Annotated in this window: 17 protein-coding genes, 1 tRNA gene and 1 pseudogene; 8 read left to right on the top strand and 11 right to left on the bottom strand. The window is 41.7% G+C overall.

Annotated elements, in window-relative coordinates; genetic code table 11:
* Positions 1–280 precede the first annotated feature (280 nt).
* Together F8R90_RS33785 and F8R90_RS05940 are read left to right on the top strand one after the other, a co-directional pair.
* Positions 281–1,113: pseudogene (locus F8R90_RS33785) on the top strand (IS982 family transposase).
* A gap of 61 nt (positions 1,114–1,174) precedes the next feature.
* Entirely contained in the window at positions 1,175–2,671 is a 1,497-nt protein-coding gene (locus tag F8R90_RS05940) for a hypothetical protein (RefSeq protein WP_196509988.1), read from the top strand.
* Here F8R90_RS05940 and F8R90_RS05935 read toward each other — a convergent pair.
* Positions 2,662–4,023, bottom strand: a complete 1,362-nt coding sequence (locus F8R90_RS05935; protein WP_196509987.1) for a cytochrome P450 — start codon at positions 4,021–4,023, stop codon at positions 2,662–2,664. The two genes, F8R90_RS05940 and F8R90_RS05935, sit on opposite strands and share 10 nt — an antisense overlap.
* A gap of 76 nt (positions 4,024–4,099) precedes the next feature.
* Positions 4,100–5,053 (bottom strand): Rieske 2Fe-2S domain-containing protein, encoded by a 954-nt coding sequence (locus F8R90_RS05930; RefSeq protein ID WP_196509990.1) that lies wholly within the window; start codon positions 5,051–5,053, stop codon positions 4,100–4,102.
* A gap of 337 nt (positions 5,054–5,390) precedes the next feature.
* Between F8R90_RS05930 and F8R90_RS05925 the strand changes: the two genes are divergently transcribed.
* The 3 genes from F8R90_RS05925 to F8R90_RS05915 all read left to right on the top strand — a co-directional run bounded on the left by F8R90_RS05925 (position 5,391) and on the right by F8R90_RS05915 (position 6,746).
* Entirely contained in the window at positions 5,391–6,047 is a 657-nt protein-coding gene (locus F8R90_RS05925; protein WP_196509986.1) for a TetR family transcriptional regulator, read from the top strand.
* Between the two features lie 127 nt (positions 6,048–6,174).
* Positions 6,175–6,414 (top strand): hypothetical protein, encoded by a 240-nt coding sequence (locus F8R90_RS05920; RefSeq protein WP_196509985.1) that lies wholly within the window; start codon positions 6,175–6,177, stop codon positions 6,412–6,414.
* The gene (locus tag F8R90_RS05915; RefSeq protein ID WP_230966132.1) at positions 6,411–6,746 is read left to right on the top strand and encodes a type II toxin-antitoxin system VapC family toxin; all 336 of its coding nucleotides are present in this window, start codon (positions 6,411–6,413) and stop codon (positions 6,744–6,746) included. The genes F8R90_RS05920 and F8R90_RS05915 overlap by 4 nt, the downstream gene beginning before the upstream one ends.
* A gap of 73 nt (positions 6,747–6,819) precedes the next feature.
* On the opposite strand, the gene F8R90_RS05910 is transcribed toward F8R90_RS05915, so the two are convergent.
* From F8R90_RS05910 to topA, 5 genes are all read right to left on the bottom strand, one after another.
* Positions 6,820–9,573 (bottom strand): HD family phosphohydrolase, encoded by a 2,754-nt coding sequence (locus tag F8R90_RS05910; RefSeq protein ID WP_196509984.1) that lies wholly within the window; start codon positions 9,571–9,573, stop codon positions 6,820–6,822.
* A 327-nt stretch (positions 9,574–9,900) separates the two neighbouring features.
* Positions 9,901–10,845 (bottom strand): ADP-ribosylglycohydrolase family protein, encoded by a 945-nt coding sequence (locus F8R90_RS05905; protein WP_196509983.1) that lies wholly within the window; start codon positions 10,843–10,845, stop codon positions 9,901–9,903.
* Positions 10,846–10,995: 150 nt separating this feature from the next.
* Positions 10,996–11,496: a type II 3-dehydroquinate dehydratase gene (gene aroQ, locus F8R90_RS05900; protein ID WP_196509982.1), complete on the bottom strand. Its 501-nt coding sequence runs from the start codon at positions 11,494–11,496 to the stop codon at positions 10,996–10,998.
* Positions 11,471–11,611 carry a hypothetical protein gene (locus tag F8R90_RS05895; RefSeq protein WP_167407621.1) on the bottom strand — a complete coding sequence of 47 codons (141 nt, stop codon included), beginning with the start codon at positions 11,609–11,611 and terminating at the stop codon, positions 11,471–11,473. Before F8R90_RS05895 ends, aroQ begins: the two co-directional genes overlap by 26 nt.
* Before the next feature lie 258 nt (positions 11,612–11,869).
* The gene (gene topA, locus F8R90_RS05890) at positions 11,870–14,518 is read right to left on the bottom strand and encodes a type I DNA topoisomerase (protein WP_196509981.1); all 2,649 of its coding nucleotides are present in this window, start codon (positions 14,516–14,518) and stop codon (positions 11,870–11,872) included.
* A 414-nt stretch (positions 14,519–14,932) separates the two neighbouring features.
* Here topA and F8R90_RS05885 point away from each other — a divergent pair, with 414 nt between their 5' ends.
* Genes F8R90_RS05885 through F8R90_RS05875 form a run of 3 tightly spaced genes read left to right on the top strand, consistent with a single transcriptional unit; the run spans position 14,933 to position 16,027 of the window.
* Complete coding sequence (locus F8R90_RS05885; RefSeq protein ID WP_196509980.1) at positions 14,933–15,226, top strand: hypothetical protein; 294 nt, start codon at positions 14,933–14,935, stop codon at positions 15,224–15,226.
* Positions 15,213–15,668 carry a hypothetical protein gene (locus F8R90_RS05880; protein ID WP_196509979.1) on the top strand — a complete coding sequence of 152 codons (456 nt, stop codon included), beginning with the start codon at positions 15,213–15,215 and terminating at the stop codon, positions 15,666–15,668. Before F8R90_RS05885 ends, F8R90_RS05880 begins: the two co-directional genes overlap by 14 nt.
* Positions 15,662–16,027, top strand: coding sequence for a hypothetical protein (locus tag F8R90_RS05875; RefSeq protein WP_196509978.1), 366 nt, complete (start codon positions 15,662–15,664; stop codon positions 16,025–16,027). The genes F8R90_RS05880 and F8R90_RS05875 overlap by 7 nt, the downstream gene beginning before the upstream one ends.
* Before the next feature lie 162 nt (positions 16,028–16,189).
* On the opposite strand, the gene F8R90_RS05870 is transcribed toward F8R90_RS05875, so the two are convergent.
* The 4 genes from F8R90_RS05870 to F8R90_RS05855 form a co-directional block, all read right to left on the bottom strand.
* Positions 16,190–16,262: transfer RNA gene (locus tag F8R90_RS05870), tRNA-Phe, on the bottom strand.
* A gap of 75 nt (positions 16,263–16,337) precedes the next feature.
* Positions 16,338–17,219 (bottom strand): metal ABC transporter permease, encoded by an 882-nt coding sequence (locus tag F8R90_RS05865; RefSeq protein ID WP_196509977.1) that lies wholly within the window; start codon positions 17,217–17,219, stop codon positions 16,338–16,340.
* 26 nt (positions 17,220–17,245) lie between these two features.
* Complete coding sequence (locus F8R90_RS05860; RefSeq protein WP_196509976.1) at positions 17,246–18,022, bottom strand: metal ABC transporter ATP-binding protein; 777 nt, start codon at positions 18,020–18,022, stop codon at positions 17,246–17,248.
* A gap of 43 nt (positions 18,023–18,065) precedes the next feature.
* Positions 18,066–19,004 carry a metal ABC transporter substrate-binding protein gene (locus tag F8R90_RS05855; RefSeq protein ID WP_230966137.1) on the bottom strand — a complete coding sequence of 313 codons (939 nt, stop codon included), beginning with the start codon at positions 19,002–19,004 and terminating at the stop codon, positions 18,066–18,068.
* Positions 19,005–19,381: the final 377 nt, after the last annotated feature.

Genomic DNA, 19,381 nt, shown 5'->3' with positions numbered 1-19,381 from the left:
GAAACGAGCGACGCTCGTTTCTCTCCCACCCTTTTTATGATTATCATTATTGTATTGTTTTCTGAATAGGTATACTACACAATAATTGTTAAAGGTCAGGATGCTTTAAGGCTGACAAGATAATATTTTTAACCTCTAATTTCTTTTGATTTGCGTTCTCTCCTATCGCTTTTAGTCTAAACTCCAGTAGTAACTCAAGTTGCTAGTTACTCTGGAAGAGGGATGACATAGGGGTAGAAAAAAAAGAAAATCCCTCCAAACAGACAATGAGGAGGGAGATATGTTAAATGAAATAGTTACGATCTATTCTGTGATAGATGACCTATTAAAGGCGATTGGACATGATCAGGATATTCGTTGTGAAATGAGTGATGCAGAAATTATCACAACGGCAATAATTGCAGCTATGTACTTTAGTGGTAATCATAGTAAGGCTTGCAGCTACATGAAAGATCATAATTTGATACCACGAATGTTAGAAAAGTCACGATTTAATCGGCGATTGCATCATGTCTCAATGTTAATTAACGATTTATTCCATCAAGTAGGAATGGCACTGAAAGAAATTAGTGAAAATACGGAATATCTTTTAGACTCGTTTCCCGTACCGATATGTGATAACATTCGTATCTTTAATGCGAAGCTCATCCAATCGAAAGAATATCGGGGTTATATCGCATCCAAGAAACGTTATTTTTATGGAGTGAGAGTACAGTTATTAACTACCAAAACAGGTATTCCAGTGGAATTGAATTTGTGTTCATGCCAGCCAGTGCGACAGATATACGGGGATTGAGTGCTTTACCTTTGAATTTACCACCTGGGACTCAGGTTTATGCCGATTCTGCCTATCTTGATTACACTGTGGAAGATGACTTAATTGAAACTAGTCAAATCTCGATGCAAGTCATGCGAAAAAGTAACTCTAAACGTCAAGATGCACCGTGGACTCAATACATTAAACAGTCTATTCGTCACTACATTGAAACCGTATTTAGCGGAGTTACGAGTTGTTTCCAAAAATCGATTCATGCAGTAACATATGAAGGGTTTTTACTAAAGTTACAAACTTTTATTTTTGCCTACACTCTGCAACAAGCTTTTATTGACTAAGTTACAAATGTCACTTTCTCTTCAACTCAACTAAATATTCATGATTGCACTTTCGTGGTAGTTGTATTTCGTACAACCGCTTATTTACTGTGCCTACATTTCCCATATCCTCATTTGTATTTTATTACCCGCAACTTGGGTTAGTACTGAATCTATAGAGCAAATAAAAGATAATAAAGACAAATATAATGCTAATAAAACTCGTGGCAAATACAACTTTTTGATAGAAAAATTAACAGTACAAAATAATGACAATTCTGAAATTTCAAATTCTCCAAGCCCTTTAGCTCAATTATTGCTTCATTTAGAACAACAATGGCAGAGTATTTCTCTTTCTAGCTCACAAGATACTTTTTTAGCCTGGCTCGAACAAACTGCACCACTATCTTACAACAATAAGCTTTCTGAAGCAGAATCATCAGCAATTGAAACTCTAGATTCACTGGATAGTATTTTACTGTCTGCAATTGTCGAAATTGAGCATCTAACAGCAAAAGATTTAAGCCCTAATGAGTTGGAAGAGCAACTTCAAAAAATTTGGCGGCGAAGCTTTGCATATTATGCAAGTTCCGAACAAGAAAGATTAGAAAATTTATTTATCAAGCGAGGTAGAGCATTAAAAACAGAAATTTATAGTAATTCTTCACAGCGTCGGCGTTTGTATCGTACCAGCCTGCCACCACGTGCTGGAAATGAACTTTTAACTATTTATCCTAGACTTAAAGAACAGTTACAAAAAGGTGAAAATTATATAATCTGTACATACGACCAACGCTTTAACTATATTCAAACTGTAATTGGTGATCTCGGAGAAATTTCAAAATTTAAACTGAAGACTCCATCAAAGAAAACTTCAGGTGATACTACTTGGAATGAAATATTACGCTGGTGGCTTGACCCTACCAAAGCAATTAAAAAACCGAAACCGACTCAAATTTCAAATTGGCATTCATATATTAGTCAAAATTTTGGATATAGATTCAACTGGGGCTTAGGAAGTGTTATTGCACTAGCAATAGATGAAGCTTTTGGTGGTGAGTTAGTTGAATCATCCCTCGAAAACTGGTCACAAACTGGGCTACCTTGGATTGTTTTCTGGATGAAAGAACTTATTGTATGGGGAACTTTAGACCCGGTAGCCTCATACTTGCTTGCTAAAGTAGAAGATGTAACAACTCGTAAACAAGCTGAAGAACTAGCGCAAACTTACTATCAGTATATTAGCGAAAGAGAATCGGAGCCAAATGAATATCTTAATGCAGTTAATATCAAAAACTGGGTAGAACAATCATTTTCCAGTGTTGAACGACATTTACCAACTCCCAAACCTGCTAATCAAATTAACGTCAATTTACTGAAAGATTTCAGTAAGGCTCCAAGTAAAAATTGGAGAGTAGTACCAGTAGAAATTGGGGATGATATTCAATGGTTTGATTTAGCAGGATTTCCACTCGCAATTTGCCAAAAGCCTGAAAAGTGGCAGTCTAATTTTCTAAATACCTATGACTTCATGCTAGATGCGGAAAATCGATTTGTTTCATCAAAGATTTATGTTTGACTCTTCAAGGGATGTTTTATCACCAAAGGTTCAATATATGCTTGTAGAGTATCTTTAACTTTAGAAGGTTGACGAACTGGAGCGATCGCAGAATAATCCGGTTTTACTGTCCAGTCGTAATGGCGAAGCAGTGTGGAAAGCACAATTTTCATTTCCATTTGGGCAAATTCCATGCCTAAACATCTGTGCGAACCATGACCAAAACCCATTAGTGCTAAAGGATGTTTCTTATCTTCTTCACGAGGTGGTGCAAAGCGATCGGGGTCAAAGCGATCGGGATCGGTATACAGTTCTGGTAGACGGTGAGTCAACATCGGCGAGATAGTCACAAACCAACCAGCAGGAATGCGATAACCTGCATACTCAATATCCTTAAGAACGCCACGATTATAGGCATACACTGGCGGATAGAGCCTTTCTGCTTCTTTGAGGACGTTGGTTAAATCTGGAAGTTGTTTGAGATGGGATAAACTAAGGGGATTATTTCCCACAACTGCTAATTGTTCTTGGCGCAATCGCTCTCGCCATTCTGGATGATTACCTAATTCAAATATTACCCAACTGAGCAAGGAGGCTGTTGTCTCGTGTCCAGCAAACAGTAATAGCAATGCCTCGTTGATTATCTGTGCTTCGCTGAATTTATTGCCGTCTTCATCAACAGCCGCTAGCAGCAATCCCAAAACATCTTTTGATTCTTCTAAGTTACCTTTCTCGATACGCTGGGCGATCGCTTCATGCAAGAAAGCCACTAACTTCGCCCTAGCATTTTGACCGCGACCATATAAAGTAAAGGGAAGATTCAATTTGAATATTGCCATACTGCTCTCTAGCAGTTGTGTAAACCACTGACTAGTTTGCTCAACTTCGCTCTTGTTCTGACTTCCCAAAAAGAGACGAGTAGCAACCATCAGGGTAAGCTGGCGGAAACTAGAATTTAAGGGAATCGTTCTCTGTCCCCAATCTTTGAGGAAGTCTTGCACAATATTTTGGATGGTGTCGAAATATGTAGCGATCGCTTTTCCGTGAAATGCTGGATACATTAAGCGACGAGTTAGCCGATGTTCTTCCCCATCTTGTAATAAAATATTATTGCCAAATGTTGATTCTAAGAAATACCACCCGATCCGTGACGACATGTGTTCGGCCTGTTCCACCAGCACTAACCGATTAGCATCAGGGCCAATTAAATAAGCACGTTTACGTCCCATAACGCTCGTCTTAAAAACTGAACCATGCTGCTGGAATCGTCGCCATACAAACAGGTCTAAATCCCGAAATATTTCCAAAGTCTCCCCCAAGATGGGCAAGCCATAGCTACCAGGCATTTCTTCGGCTGATTTTAGCTGCCGCATATTTGAGTACCTCCAGCAGGAATTAGCTACAGTATCTACTTAATTGTAAAGCGGAGTTAGGTTTTGCAAATCTAGATTACCAATCACGGTACAGTTTTTCTGCGTAGAACATAATCTCTTCATTTGGCAATCTAATTTTTGGTTTTTGCCGAGGATACAAACTTTCAACTGCACCACTATCCTGTTCAATAACTGTGGCTGCTGCTTGTAAAACTGAGTTTTTAAACAGAAATTTCATCAAAGGATTGACGACTTTGGCATACATCAAAATAAATGTCTTAGTAATTTTTTCTGTTTCCGGGTAGAGAATATGAATTTGAGCAATATCACCAATAGGTGTTTTCGCAAAAAAAGCTGTAGTTGAAGGAAAAGCGTATTCAAGTGTGTTAGCAAGAGTTTTAGGGAAGATTCCCAAAACAGGATTTTTTAAAATTTCTCCTAGGGTGTTGTTGTCTCTCTTCAGTTCTTGTTTGACTGTGGCATAGTATCCTTTTTCTTCAAAAGAGCTTACATGACAATATGTAATTTTAAATAATTCTTTATGAGTACCATTTTGGTGGTTATAGTCATAGTTAACCATCAGATTACTCAAAAAATCACCCTGAATACTTTTATCCCCAGTTACTCCGATGAACTCGTAATTATCGACAATTTTCTGATGCAAATCTGGAATGGGCAATCTTGGCTCAAATCCAGCATAAGTCCAGATGCAATCATCACTAATAATTAACTCTAACGGTTTGGTAATTGGCTGAGTGTCTTTTTTATCTCCTTGCTGTAGTCTGCCTTGTCCATCAAATTCTAGTGCATGAAAAGGGCAAGTAATAGTATCTTTTTCTTGACAAACCCAGCCGTCTGATAGGGGTGCTTGCATATGCGGACAAATGTTATCAAGGGCAAACACTTCGCCTTTTTGGTTTTGCCAAATGACATAATCCTGTCCATTTAATGTGATTTTATTAGGTTTATTCACTCCCAATATAGATTTGTGAGCGATTAACCAAGGCGCACCAGGTAAAATTGGTTCCATTTTTCCTCCAAAATATTGATAATTTCTTGAAAAATCGCTAGATGAGTTAGTAAAACGTCGCACAATCTTGAAACTTAAAAGTTGTAGACAAGCTAGTGTCGCCTGTCCTACATCACTCTTTTGAATGCAAATAGGGATAATTAAAGTCTTGTCTGCAATGGATGAACTAACACTACCGGGCATTTGCTCGGCTCACTTTGGTTATTGCATTGCTGAATTGTGCAAATAACTAACTAATTTTTTAGTTAATAGATATTAATTTAATAAATTTCATCTTCTATGTCAACTACTAACCAATTTTTTAGTTAATATGTTTTCGTTATGATGATGGAGCAACGTGGGTCGTTCAACGCAGTCAAAATTCTCAGCTAAAAAGCCGCGTCAGGTGCGCGATGCAGAAGTGACAAAAAAGCAGATTCTCGATGCGGCGGAAGCAGAGTTTGCCAGAAATGGACTTCAAGGGGCGCGAACAGAAGCGATCGCTAGAGGTGCAGGTGTCACCACGGCGATGATTTACTACTATTTCCAGAGCAAGGAAGGGCTATATCAAGCGGTTCTGCAACGTCCGGCGGTAGAGATGCACGAAGGGTTTGAGCAGCTAAATCTGGATCAGTTCCCACCAGAGGAGGCGTTGAAGGTGCTTGTCAAAGGAGCGATCGCCTACGAAGCTGCTCACCCACACAGAGGGATGCTTTGGTTTCAAGAAGCCAACCAAAACCAGGGAAAGTATTTTAAACAGGGGAATTGGCAAGAAAATTTTAGCTATCTCATCAAGATTTTAGAACGGGGGATGGCTGAGGGTTGTTTCCGTCAGATTGATCCATTTCTCACCACTCTGCATATTATTGGGGTTTGTAATTTATACTTCAACGCTTACGAAAATATCAAGCATACTAGACCTGATTTGCAACTACTGAGTCCAGAAATGATTGAGCAGCATAGTCAAGCAGCAGTTAATTTTATTTTGGCTGGTGTGCGACGTACTGAGGATTAGAGATTGAATATCGGGAAACTTCGTAGGCGTAGCCCGCCGTAGGCATCGCGTACCAAAGCGTCATAATAAAAAACTAGAGGAAGTAACTGACTTTCTCTTTCTCTCCATTAAAAATAGGAGTAACAAGATGAACGCTCATAAAGTAGAAGCTGTTTTAAGTGAAGATGGAACTTTAATACTGCGGGGCTTACCTTTTCATGCAGGGGATGCTGTGGAGGTAATTATTCTCGAAGCTAAAACTCCACAGCCTCAAGAAGCACCACCTAGCCAGTTAAAAACCAATCTTTATCCAATGCGCGGAAAACTACTCCGTTATGATGAACCAACAGAACCCGTCGCTCTGTCAGATTGGGAAGTTTTGCAATGATTATACTTGATACACATATCTGGGTTTGGTGGGTTGACGATAACGAGCGATTAATTAAAAAACATCGGGAATATATAGAAGAATATCAATCTCAGGGTTTAGGAGTAAATATTGTTTCTTGTTGGGAGGTTGCCAAATTAGTCGAAAAAAATCGACTGGTTTTTGCTTGTTCAGTTAATGAATGGCTGGAAACAGCTTTGGCTTATCCCGGAATACAGCTATTAAATTTGACGCTGCCGATAGTGGGTAATTCAACTCAATTAAGCTTATCACTTTTCATGTTGTGTTTTTCGTCTGGTAAACGAATAGTTAAAATTGCCATTTTTGTTTAGATCCTAATAACTTATTCGGGTTTTAAGATTGATAAGTTAGGAAATAAAAATTCAGCATTTTGGAAATCTTTAATTACGAATTTCGCGCAGCACCATTAGCCTTCAACTTAGGATAAGCAATCCGTTTATGATGAAATTGCTGCCAAACATCCACAAATATCTGGGCAATTTTTGACATTTCTTCTCGTGTTAGTCCTGAATCAACGAGTTGATTGTCTTGCCATTTGGCACGCAGGATATTATTTAGCATTGTTAAAGCTTGTTCGGTGGAGACATCTTTAACCGATCGCTTTTCCTCTTTTGAGGGAGACGATCCGCGAAGGGGACGCTTACCCGAAGCCGATGCTTCGAGCGATCGCAGCGCCGCTTCGCAAGAATCTGCTAACATAACAATTCCGGTTTCGCGTGATTGGGGAATCGGGCCATCGTAGCGAAAATCTGCGTCGTCTACTGTTAAAGTTGGATCTTCCTGAGCCATTTGCTGGGCTTGGTGATGGAAATAAGCAATTAGCATCGTTCCCTGATGCTCTGGAATAAAAGCTTGAATTGCTGTAGGTAAAAGGTGTTTACGTGCCATCACCAACCCTTCAGTTACGTGCTTTTTGATAATTTCTGCACTCCTCCAAGGGTCTTTAATCTCTGTATCATGTTTATTCGGCCCCCCCATTTGATTTTCAATAAAGCCAAGAGGGTCATGCATTTTGCCAATATCGTGATATAGTGTGCCAGCCCTGACTAGTTCAACATTGCATCCTAGTTGTTTGGCAGCAGCTTCGGCAAGGGTAGCCACAAGCAGCGTATGTTGAAAAGTTCCAGGAGTTTCAGTAGCAAGTCGTTTTAATAAAGGGCGGTTAGGATTTGCCAGTTCTGCTAGGCGGATTGGGGTAACTAAATCAAAAACTTTTTCTAGATAAGGACTCAAGCCTAAGGCGACAACACTCCAGCCTAAACCGGATAAAGCAAACAATCCGGCTTCTCGGAGGACGATATACCAAGTTGAACCAAATGCTTGACCAATTAAGATTTTAACAACCAGATAAATGCCGCCTTGAGTTAAAGCGATCGCAACACCTAATAATGCTAATTCTTCACGCGATCGTAATCGTTGTGCTATGTAACTACCTAATATTCCTCCCCCTGCACCAGCTAAAAGCGCAGCCTTGCTCATATCCGAGCTAATAGCTAATATCGGCAACAGCATTCCGACAACTGTTAACCCTAAAGTGGGGCCGTAAAAACTTCCCAATAATAAACCAAGGGCGCTCCAGGTGGTATAAGGCAATCCTAGCGTGATCACTCCTGGAACACTCAGAGTCAGCAGTAACACCAACAAGCGATCGCGTTGTCGCAATTCGTAATCTACATGCCGTTCTACCCAGACAAAAATGCCAATGGCGATCGCAATAACGCCTGCTAACTTCAGCAACGCCTGCCATTTTACATCCCGGCGAATCAGGTGATAATGCTCCAGCACCTCAAAGTTCCATGCAGTAATTTGCTCTCCTTTTTTGACAATCACCTCACCACGCCGGATCTTCTCCATCACGGGCGGTACTCCAGCAGCAGCCTTTTGAGCGTTTTCTCTCGTTTGTTCTTCATCGTTTTGCAGATTTGGCTTGAGTACAGCTAACAACAGCTTCTTTGCCAAAGGTTCAGCGGATTCTGGTACAAAGGTCTGCAATTGTAAACTCACCGCATCTTGTAAAATATTTTTTGGCAGTCCATGTGGGATGCCTTGTGTGAGAATCCGCTCTGCGCTCTGATGGATTCCCATTTGTGTTCTTTCCCATTCCACATCTGACAAATCCAAAAAAAGAGATTCCTCGTATACTGCTTCTGAGGTAACAGTCTCTAACTGTAAAAGTTTGGTATTGGCCTGGGTGTACCTTTGGCGGACTTGAGAAATTAGGGCAATCAGTAAAGACAAGTTTTTCTCAGAAGTTGTAATGAGGTAAGATTCTAGCTCGGCTTTTGCTTGAGTAAAGTCAGTGTTTTGAGAAAAATCAACTGGCTCTGTTTTCTGTGGTGTTGGTGTTGTGCTCGGCTGGCGTTCCTGATTGGGTGCAGCTATTGATGATGGATGGGATGAGGCGGCGGTTCGTCCCGTTATTTTCCTCTGCTGATTTTTAGTATTTTCTATAGCCAACAGCAGTGCTTGCCATTCCGAGTCAGGGCAAGAGCGGAGGTAACGTTGGCTAGAGATGGACAAAACTAAAGGATCAAAAAAAGGAAAAGCTCCAGCAACAGCGCGAATTTCGTTGCCATCATCCAGAAGTTGTTGCAATTTTCCGTTGATTTGTTCATTCATTTGCGAATCAACCATCAACACTTGTAAGGAGTTTTTACTAACAGCTTTGCGCTCGGCTTCTGTTTTTTTCTGATCTTCGATGCTAGCTGTGTAAGGCGCTGTAATCGTTTGGGGTGCGGGATTCCCTACTTGGAGTTGAGTCTGGTTGTATAATTTATGCCCCATAACGCCTGTGAGGGACAGTACAGCGATCGCTAAAATTACCAAGGAACGCTGTTCATGTACCCAATCTAAACCGATTGCATAAATACTACTTTTAGCTTTGAGCGATTTTGCCTTTGACTGGAGCGCTCTTTCTTGTTTTCGGAGATGCCTACGGCGGGCTACACCTACACTTTTATCATTGGTTTTTGAGAAAAATAAGATTACATTCTTAAAGGCAGTCCTTAAAAGTTCCCTTCTATGGCTTTTGCTTTTGGGATTTCTCATTAACTTTCCCTTACGGCGTAGTCCTTTGTACTGTCGCCGCCAGTAAGTCAATTGCTGGGTTAAGAACTGCAAAAATTGCTGCATTTTCATTATTTCTGCCTGTAATTGCTGACTTTGATAGCTCAAAATAAGACAATCATCAGGGAAGTTTGATCTGCTGCTATTGCAACTACGGTGGTGGAGCCTAGTTAAAGCTGATTTGCCACAATAGCTACCTACAGAATTAGTCCGAGGGTTTGCTGAAAAATTCTAGTATATAAGACTAATACACTATAAGGTGATTCTGCCCCAAGTCTTGTTAATTGAGATGTTAGCTGGATTTGCGCCAAGCTGTACGACTTAGTTTTTTTAGTTATTGGCTAGATTGGTAATTTTCGGCGTTTAATACCCGCACCATTGTTCGGTGAAATATTAGGATTAACGCGACCGAATAACGCGAGGAGCTGCGTAAACTGAAAGCAAAGCCACCTCACATCCCTCCTCTGTTAATTCCCTTGGCTTTAAGGCAATATCATACACTCCTGACCATACCGCCACAAATGCATCGGTCAATTTTAACATTTGGGAAAAGCTAGTTAATCCCCATGTTGGAGAATTTCTCTGTAACAGCAAGACTTGCCAATTTACGGGAATTCCGCTTATACCGTTATATGCTCCTGATAAAGCAGCAGTAATTGCACTTATAGCCTGGGACTTTAGAGGCGTAGCATCTTGCACATTAGAACTGCTATTGTGAGTAGCCTGCAAAAGTGACAGGCGAAAGTCTTCCAAGGTACTCAAAAAGCAATAAAATGCCATAGCGATACTATGACTGAGTGTTTCTTCCCTAGCAAACTCGGCTTGCGCCCTTGACAATCCAGCCCCTTGCTCTAACAAACTCTGAACTTTTAATAATTTTTTTGGTATTGATGTCGGCGTTTCTCCGAGAAAAGAAATTATTTGCGGAATAAGGGTTAAGGGGTGGAGTTTTTCAGTTAGGGCAAGAGCGATCGCATATCCTACTGCTAGTGTTCCATCACGTACTACTAGGTCATCCTCCCAGATTTTTAGCACATGCAGCAAGTTTTGTCGGAGCTTAATCGGATTTTCGTGAAAAAAAAGTGCTACTGGTAGTGTGGCAATAATTATTTTTGTTGATATGTCATCAGCTGCGGCTATGTGAAGAGATTCTTGTTGCTGACGCCCTACCCAATCATCTAAATCTAATCTACCCAACGCAATCAAACTCTGGGTACCCAGAACCGCCATTCTGCCCAAATCTGAGTAACTCTGAGACTGTATTTTACCACCAGTTGCTAAACTTCCGCCCAGGAATGCTCCGAGTAAAGTACCTCTAAACCGACTTATAGGAGAATAACGCATATAATTTTGGATTTTGGATTTAATAATTAATCCAACATTAGTTCGATAAACCTCTCAGAGGTCTTTTGATTCAGCCCGTTAGGCAAACACCATATGAGCCGTCAAACTCAGATTAATCCAAAATCCGAAACCTTCAACTTTAAAATCGATTCATTTTTCATCTTTTCTTAAAAAATGTACCAAAGCTTGTAAGCCCAGCAAGTAACTTTGGACACCAAAACCACTTATTTGCCCGATCGCTACAGGGGCGATGTATGAATGATGGCGAAAATCTTCCCGACGGTAAATATTACTCAGATGTACTTCTACTGTCGGTAAGTTAACAGCAGCGATCGCATCTCGCAAGGCCACACTTGTGTGGGTATATGCCCCTGCATTAATCAAGATTCCCTGATATATTCCTAATGCGCCATGAATAGTATCTACCAATATTCCTTCATGATTTGACTGCACAGAAAAAACTTTCGCCTGTATATTGAAACCCTCTTCTTCTAACAGGCGGTTAATTTCAGCCAGTGTCAACGAACCATAAATTCCTGGTTCTCGCTGTCCTAGCAAATTTAAGTTTGGCCCATGCAGTGCCAGAATGCTTAAGGGTTGCAAAGTCGAGTTCAGCACTTTGGGTCTAGTGGCGACGACGCGAGCGGTCATTCACAGGAATCGGAATCAGTTCCGGTTCCGGTTCAGCCTCTGGCCCTAACAGGCTTTCAATTAACCTACGTGCTAATTCCTTAACCTTTTCCAGCACCTTTTCTATATAGTCCATGAACTGACCGCTCCTGAGATACTACCTCAATTTTTGATTAACAGGTACGCAGAAAATGGCATATTTTCGCACCTCTGGCTTCCAACCGGGCTGATACACAATCCCGTGTTTGGGACATAAGCCACTTCTAAAATTTGGCGTTGTGTTTTCCCTTACTTTTTAGAGTATCACACTTGCAACCTACTGAACTGCATCCTATCAAGGATGAATATCAAGGGTCAAGAGTTAAGGATCGGACTTTGGACTCTTGACTTGCAATTAACCTTCTGTCGCCTTTCTTTTCGCAGTGGTTGTTGACTTAGCAGTTGACTTAGATTTAGAACTCGTTGATTTACTCGTTTTGCGAGTCGATTTTGCTGTCGATGCCTTAGCTGACAACAAGTTCAGCGCCTCAGCCAGGGTTATATTTTCTACCGTTTGACCTTCTGGGATACTCACATTAGTTTTGCCATGCTTGATGTAAGGACCATAGGGTCCATCGTAGATATTAATTGTTTCTCCGTCTTCTGGATGTGTACCCAATTCGCGTAAGGCTGCCTTGGACTTGCTGTTGGTGGAACTGCGTCCCTTTTTTGGCTCAGACAATAATTCCAATGCACGTTCTAAGCTAATTGTCAATACATTGTCAGCAGCTTTAAGGGAACGGTAATCTTTTCCCTCTTTACCCTGGTCATGAACCACATAAGGGCCAAAACGTCCTAAACTTGCTTGGATTTTGCCACTAGTGACTGGATGAACTCCTAATGTCCGGGGTAGTGCCAACAGACCAACAGCCATTTCCAGGGTAACGGTTTCTGGGGTAACACCTTTCAGTAGGGAGGCTTGTTTCGGTTTGGGGTTTTCGTCGGTTTTGTCACCCAATTGAACATAGGGCCCGTAAGCACCAATTTTTACATAAATCGGTTCGCCAGTTTCGGGATGCCGACCTACTTGGTCAGGTCCTGTGGTTTTTTGTCGCAGCAATACTTCTACCTGTTTGGGGTCGAGGTCTGCTGGTGTCAGGTCTTTGGGAATTGAGGCGGTGATAACTCCTTCACCATTTTCGACCTCAATATAGGGGCCATATTTACCAATGCGGACTTTGGCATCTAGATTCTCCAGTTCTACAGTCCTAGCTTTGGTGGCATCAATTTGACTTTCCCGTTCTTTTACCAGAGTTTCCAGCCCTTTCTCTCCCAGATAGAATTGCTGCAAGTAGGGTAGCCATTTCGCTTCACCTGTGGCAATGTCATCAAGGGTTTGCTCCATCTTCGAGGTGAAGCTGGGATCAACGATGTCCGGGAAATGTTTTTCCAGCAAGTCGGTGACGGCGAAAGCGGTGAAGGTAGGAATGAGAGCGTTACTCACCAAATGGGCATAACCCTTGTCGATGATGGTGCCAATGATGCTGGCGTAGGTACTGGGACGACCGATACCTTCGCTTTCCAAGGTTTTCACCAAAGTAGCTTCGGTATATCTAGCTGGCGGTTGGGTTTCGTGCCCGACGGCTTCCAATTCTGTACAATCCGGATGATCTCCCACTTTCATATTGGGCAAAATTACTTCCTGATCTTCCAGTGCTGCTTCCGGGTCGTCTGAGCCTTCAACATAGGCACGTAAGTATCCTGGAAATTCAATCCGTTTGCCAGAAGAACGAAATCCAGCGTCCTCAACTTGCAATTGCACGGTAATTTGAGTTTGCCGGGAATCAGCCATTTGACAGGCGACAGTCCGCTTCCAAATCAAATCATAAACGGCAAGTTCTCGACCGCCCAAAGCAGTTTCTTGGGGGGTGCGGAAGGTGCTACCCGCTGGACGAATTGCTTCGTGCGCCTCTTGTGCGCCTTTGGATTTAGTGGTGTATTGCCGAGGCTGGGGACTGAGGTATTGTTGACCGTAGAGCTTTTCTACACAACTCCGAGCAGCTGCGATCGCTTGATCTGACAAATGCACCGAATCTGTCCGCATATAGGTAATATACCCCTGCTCGTACAAATTCTGGGCAACCCGCATTGTGTCACGCGCTGAGAGGCGCAATTTCCGGTTAGATTCTTGTTGCAGAGTTGAGGTGGTGAACGGTGGCGCAGGTTTGCGCGTCACTGGGCGTTCCTCCATGTCGGTAACACTCCAGGTTTTCCCAGTTAGGCGTTCCTTGAGCGCTACCGCTTGGTCTTCGTTGAGCAGCAAGACATTGCGACCTGCGGTAATTTGTCCGGTCGTTGCGTCAAAATCGCTGCCGTTAGCGATTTTGGTTCCTGCCAATGTGACCAACTGAGCAGCAAAGGGGGTTTTTTCCTTTGACAAACTGGCTTTCAAATCCCAGTATGTACCCTCATGAAAAGCACGGCGTTGGCGTTCCCTAGTGACTAAAAGCCGCACGGCTACAGATTGCACTCGCCCGGCGGATAATCCCCAGGCGATTTTTTTCCATAGCAGTGGAGATAGGGTATAGCCCACCAGTCGATCTAAAATCCGCCGCGTTTCTTGGGCGCGAACCAACTGCTCATCGATATTGCGGCAGTTTTTCAGAGCTTTTTTGATCGCCTCTTGGGTAATTTCGTGAAACACCATCCGTTTAGTCGGAACTTTCGGCTTCAGCAATTGGTATAAATGCCAACTAATGCTTTCACCTTCCCGGTCTTCGTCCGTTGCCAGAATCAGTTCATCTACATCTTTGAGGGCATCTTTGAGCTGGGTAACAATTTTCTTTTTGTCTTTCGGGACAACATATACCGGTTCAAAGTCGGCGTCCACATTTACCCCTAGCTGCGCCCATGATTCCCCTTTGACGGCAGCGGGAATTTCACTAGCCGACTGGGGGAGGTCACGCACATGACCCATAGACGCCTCCACCCGATAGCCTGCTGGCAGGTAGTTGCGAATGGTACGAGCTTTGGTTGGAGATTCGACGATGACGAGAGTTGACATGGAAATTTCAATAAAAAGAATAGCTACTAAGCTAAACAGTCAAATTGAGGTAATTTTTGCAAATTGTCAAGATAAAAGGTCACGCTTAGGGCGGTGATTTAATCCTCACATAAACTGCCTGCTTGGGATAAAATATGCTGAACTTATGGCCCAGTCTATCCCAGAGGTTAAAGGAGGGGAACGCTGGGTGTGAAGTTCCAGCTATTTCAATCTTTAACTTATCTAACGCATAATTGGCGACTACAGTTTTCAAAATACCCCGCAAGAAGTGTAATTTCATTGGGGAATAGGGAATGGCGAGTGGAGACAAGGAAAATAATCAATGCTCAATTCCTAAGAGCTTGTGCCAAAATTAAATCAAATTTGAGAGCAAAAGCGAAGTGGGGTTTGTACCCATGTCAGGAAAGCAAAACCATGCGACCAATTCGTCAAGGTGATGTAATCTTACTGCCTGTGGAGCAAATTGAAGGACAAAAAATACCTCACTTAACTTTGGCAGAAGGCGAAGTTACGGGGCACAAGCATCGCATTACTGAGGGAAATGCAGAATTATACGAGAAAGATAACACACTTTATTTACGTGTGTTCTCAGAGTCGGCATTGCTTGCCTATGAGGAGCATAAAGCCATTTCGATTCCCCAAGGTGACTGGATGGTGAAAATTCAACGGGAATACGAACCGCAAGGTTGGCGATATGTCGATGATTGAAAAGTTAACGCCTCAGCAAGACGCTTTGATTCCAGTTTATCGCCAGAAGTGGAGAGCGATCGCGCTTTCAACTGAGCGGATTGATAAAGAAAAAGTAGAGGAAGTTGTTAAAGCTGCATATACAGCTATCGGTAAACAACAGCCGGAAATTATTTTTTGTAACAGTCTTTATGCTGGTTTAAAAATTATCAAAAAACAACATAATAAATTAAATTGGAATAACATAAACTTAAACAACAAGTTTATTAACTACATTTATTCAAATTTAACTAATACGGGTTTCAATTTTTCCTATCAAATAAATACGCAAATAATTAGGCATTTAACTATTTTTGAACGAGGTTTTATAACAGTTCTCACTTGGGTGCAGTACAGTTTTGACCTCTCTCCAAACCTCTCTCCTACAAAGAGAGAGGCTTTGATCGTTACTCCCCAATGCTAGTAGGGAAGGGCCTGGGGGTTAGGTCTGTATTCCATGCAATTGGGAACCGCTATATTACAGTAGAATATGTATTAGAAGATAAATTAAAGTCTAAAATTAAATCTAAAATCATTTTAGACCGTCTAGCCAGAATTTGCCAAGAATTACAAGCTATTGAATTAGATTTTTGGCATGAATACACGCTATTAAAAATTGATGCTGATGTTGATGAAGAACCAACTTACGTATTAAAAATGCCTTGCCATAGTACAGGGTTTATTCACGCCTTGCGAGTTCCACCGAACATCAACTCAGCGCGTGAAGCAATTCGCTGGGTAAATTGGGGAATAGAACCAGAAGAATTTGCTATGCAAACATAATTGCTTAAGGGACTTTCCGCATTTAGAAATTGTTCATGTAGTTAAAAAATTCTCACATGTAGCTGTTTTTTATACAAAATAAAATAGGATTATACTGTCCTAACCGTGAGTTAAAAACAACAAACCCCTTGAAGTCTAAGGATTTCAAGGGGTTTAGTATGATGCCAGGAACCGGACTTGAACCGGTGACACGAGGATTTTCAGTCCTCTGCTCTACCAACTGAGCTATCCCGGCTGGGGCTTTTGTGAGCCACGATTAATAAATGTAGCAAACATCAAAGAATATAGCAAGGCCTTGGAGAAAAATAATTTATGCAGCTTTCAATCTCAGCTTGAACCAGATGAAAACGGCTACAAATAGTAGAAACTGCACAAGAACAATACTCGGGCCAGAAGCAAGGTTGAAAATACCTGAGACAATGATGCCAGCAATGCTGCTGATGGAACCAACTATCACTGACATGACTAGAAAGCGGCTAAAGTGGTGACTCATCAGTTTGGCGGTAGAGGCGGGAATAACCAAAAAGGCGTTGACTAGTAAAACACCGACAGCTTTAATCGCTACAGCAACGGCGAGTGAAAGCAAGACCACAAAAACATAGCGGTACAATTGCACAGGAATACCTTGAACTTGCGCTACATCGGGATTAAGGGTTAATAAAATTTGCTGCCGTAGAGTTGATAGTAAAAATATGCTACCTCCTACAAGTACCAGCAGCGTCAAAATCAAATCTGTGGTATCGATCGCCAGAATATCGCCAAACAGCACAGCCATCAAGCTTCCACGATATCCTTTTATTAGACTGGTAAGAATTATACCGATCGCTAATGCCCCAGATAGCACTATGCTCAATACGCTATCGCTACCTAAGTCGGTTTTGTCGATAAAGTAGAGGACAATAACGCCAAAAACTAAGGTAAAAGGTAACAGCATCCAAGTAGGATTTACTTGTAGCAGCACACCTAAAGCGACACCTACTAATGCTGCATGACCAACCGCGTGGCTAAAAAAGGACAACTGGCGCAAGGTGACAAAACTGCCCAACATCCCGCCAAGTATTCCCATTAACACAGCACCTACGATCGCACGCTGCATAAAAGGCAATAGGAATAACTCTACCAAGTCATTCCTATTTGCGATCGCAAGCCAAGCTATCTGACAATCATTGAAGAAATCTATAATTACTAGCATCTTTCATTGTTTAATTACGAATTATTTTAATGTTGATGCTGGTAGCGACTAAAACCTGGGCCATAGGTTGCTAACAGGTTTTGCGGTGAAAGGGCAATTTCTGGCTTACCAGTACAAACAATGCTTTGGTTTAGGCAAAGCACGCGATCGCAATGGCGATTTACCATATCAATATCATGAGAAACTTGCAATACTGTCCAACCCTCCTCACGCTTTAATTCATTTAGCAAAGCGTAAAAGTCTGCTGAACCTTGTACATCAACACCAGCAAAGGCTTCATCGAGTACCAACAGTTTCCGAGGCATTACCAGACAATAAGCCAATAAAACCCGCTTGAGTTGACCACCGCTAAGGGTACCAATAGCTTGATGCTGTAAATGATAAGCATCGGTTCGTCGTAAAGCTTCTACCACTGCTGCCGATTTTTCGTGGTCTTGTCTCCACAGCCTGGAAAAAAAAGAATCCCCCCTTTTACCTTGATTCACCCATCCCAGTCCCACTAATTCGCTGACGGAAATGGGAAAGCTGCGGTCAAAGATGAAATTTTGCGGCATATAGCCCAACAAATGACGTAAACGCCCCAGTTTTGCAATTGGGCGACCCAATATTTCAATCGTACCAGCCCTTCGAGGTATCAAATCTAAAACCGCTTTTACCAGGGTACTTTTACCAGCACCATTGGGGCCAACTATGGCTGTATCTGTTCCTGGCAATAATTCAAAGGAAACATCTCGAACAGCTAGATAGCTGCCTTGATAGACAGTTAATCCTTCTACTTTCAAAATAGCAATGTCATTGGTCATTGGTCATTGGTCATTGGTCATTTGTAAAGGACAGCTAGCAAACTTATTTACACGCCGTTTCTAGAGTTTGCAAGTTAGCTTTCATAGCCTTGAAATAATGCTGTGGTTCTGTTGCGCCAGTTTCTAATGAATCTAGCGTCTGCAAAGTTAAATTTAAATCTTGAGAGAGGCTGGTTAGTAATTTGTTATCTACTCCTGGTTCACTAAATAAAGCCTTAACTTTGTACTTCTTTACGGCATTGACTACATTTTGCACATCCGTTGGTGAAAGTTGATCTTCGGGAATTTGCACCACAGCAACTTGCTTGAGGTTATAACGTTGAGCTAAATATGGAAACGCATCATGGAAGGTAATAAAGGTGCAACTAGGAGTTTTCTGCAAAGTCTGCTGAAATTCACTATTTAAACTTTCTAATTCTTTAATATAAGCCGCAGCATTGGCCTCATAAGTAGCTTTATTTGCCGGGTCGGCAGCAATTAATCCATCTCGAATATTAGTTACCTGCTGTTTTGCCAAAACTGGATCTAACCAAACGTGCGGATTACCTTGGCCGTGTTCATGGTCGTGGTCTTTTTCTTCTTTGGCCGTTTTCACAACGGGTGAAATTTCATTTAAGGGTTTAATACCTTTGCTAGCATCAATTTCAGCTAATTCGGTGTTCTGGGCATTTTTGACAGTATTTTTTAGAAACTCCTCTAAACCTAAACCATTTTTTACTAACACATTCGCAGTTGCGATCGCTTTGACATTTTCTGGTGTCGCTTGGTATTCATGTACCTCCGTACCAGGTGGCACTAGAAGTTCTACATCTGCTACATTTCCAGCTACTGCCTTAGTAAACAAATATATCGGCAAAAATGTCGTCACTACTTTCGTTTTTCCCGACTCTGCTCCTGGAGTAGAGGCGGCTTCCTGTGCTTGCGGCGACTGTTCGGAAGTTCTTCCCTGATTCGGATTTGATTCGCTACAGCCAGTAGCCATTGACAATATTAGCAGAGCAATTATGGGCAAGATGCCGCTTCTTTGTCTACCTGTTCTAAGCTCTCTGCAATTCACAATCACGCTCTTTTCTCCTCAAAACGGATGCTGACTCTGCCTGTGTCACAATCCCTATTGGCAATGAGACACAATTTTATATTTTAGACTATAATAATTCTCATTCTCATTTAAGATACATAATATCATTCTGAGTTTCCTGTGTAATGAGTAACAACAAAACTGTTTCAGACGGTACATCTTAGTTTTCCCTAAATAACTAGGATCTGTTGACTTTTTTTGTTAAAAAGTTTGCTTACTTCTGATAATATTACTGACAAATATTTTCATAAAATACACGTTTTTTAAACGTGCTTTGGGTG

The organism is Nostoc sp. NZL, from assembly GCF_015714705.1.
Lineage (GTDB): Bacteria > Cyanobacteriota > Cyanobacteriia > Cyanobacteriales > Nostocaceae > Nostoc > Nostoc foliaceum_A.
Note: the sequence above shows the minus strand (reverse complement) of the source record. Positions and strands in the feature narration are given on the sequence as shown.

Coding starts and splice junctions, on each gene's coding strand:
- F8R90_RS05855 (WP_230966137.1), bottom strand. CDS start 19,004: ATGGCTACTGGCTGTAGCGAATCAAATCCGAATCAGGGAAGAACTTCC.
- F8R90_RS05865 (WP_196509977.1), bottom strand. CDS start 17,219: ATGCTAGTAATTATAGATTTCTTCAATGATTGTCAGATAGCTTGGCTT.
- F8R90_RS05895 (WP_167407621.1), bottom strand. CDS start 11,611: ATGGACTATATAGAAAAGGTGCTGGAAAAGGTTAAGGAATTAGCACGT.
- aroQ (WP_196509982.1), bottom strand. CDS start 11,496: ATGACCGCTCGCGTCGTCGCCACTAGACCCAAAGTGCTGAACTCGACT.
- F8R90_RS05910 (WP_196509984.1), bottom strand. CDS start 9,573: ATGAAAATGCAGCAATTTTTGCAGTTCTTAACCCAGCAATTGACTTAC.
- F8R90_RS05930 (WP_196509990.1), bottom strand. CDS start 5,053: ATGGAACCAATTTTACCTGGTGCGCCTTGGTTAATCGCTCACAAATCT.
- F8R90_RS05860 (WP_196509976.1), bottom strand. CDS start 18,022: ATGACCAATGACATTGCTATTTTGAAAGTAGAAGGATTAACTGTCTAT.
- F8R90_RS05920 (WP_196509985.1), top strand. CDS start 6,175: ATGAACGCTCATAAAGTAGAAGCTGTTTTAAGTGAAGATGGAACTTTA.
- F8R90_RS05875 (WP_196509978.1), top strand. CDS start 15,662: ATGCTAGTAGGGAAGGGCCTGGGGGTTAGGTCTGTATTCCATGCAATT.
- F8R90_RS05880 (WP_196509979.1), top strand. CDS start 15,213: ATGTCGATGATTGAAAAGTTAACGCCTCAGCAAGACGCTTTGATTCCA.
- F8R90_RS05885 (WP_196509980.1), top strand. CDS start 14,933: ATGCGACCAATTCGTCAAGGTGATGTAATCTTACTGCCTGTGGAGCAA.
- topA (WP_196509981.1), bottom strand. CDS start 14,518: ATGTCAACTCTCGTCATCGTCGAATCTCCAACCAAAGCTCGTACCATT.
- F8R90_RS05905 (WP_196509983.1), bottom strand. CDS start 10,845: ATGCGTTATTCTCCTATAAGTCGGTTTAGAGGTACTTTACTCGGAGCA.
- F8R90_RS05915 (WP_230966132.1), top strand. CDS start 6,411: ATGATTATACTTGATACACATATCTGGGTTTGGTGGGTTGACGATAAC.
- F8R90_RS05935 (WP_196509987.1), bottom strand. CDS start 4,023: ATGCGGCAGCTAAAATCAGCCGAAGAAATGCCTGGTAGCTATGGCTTG.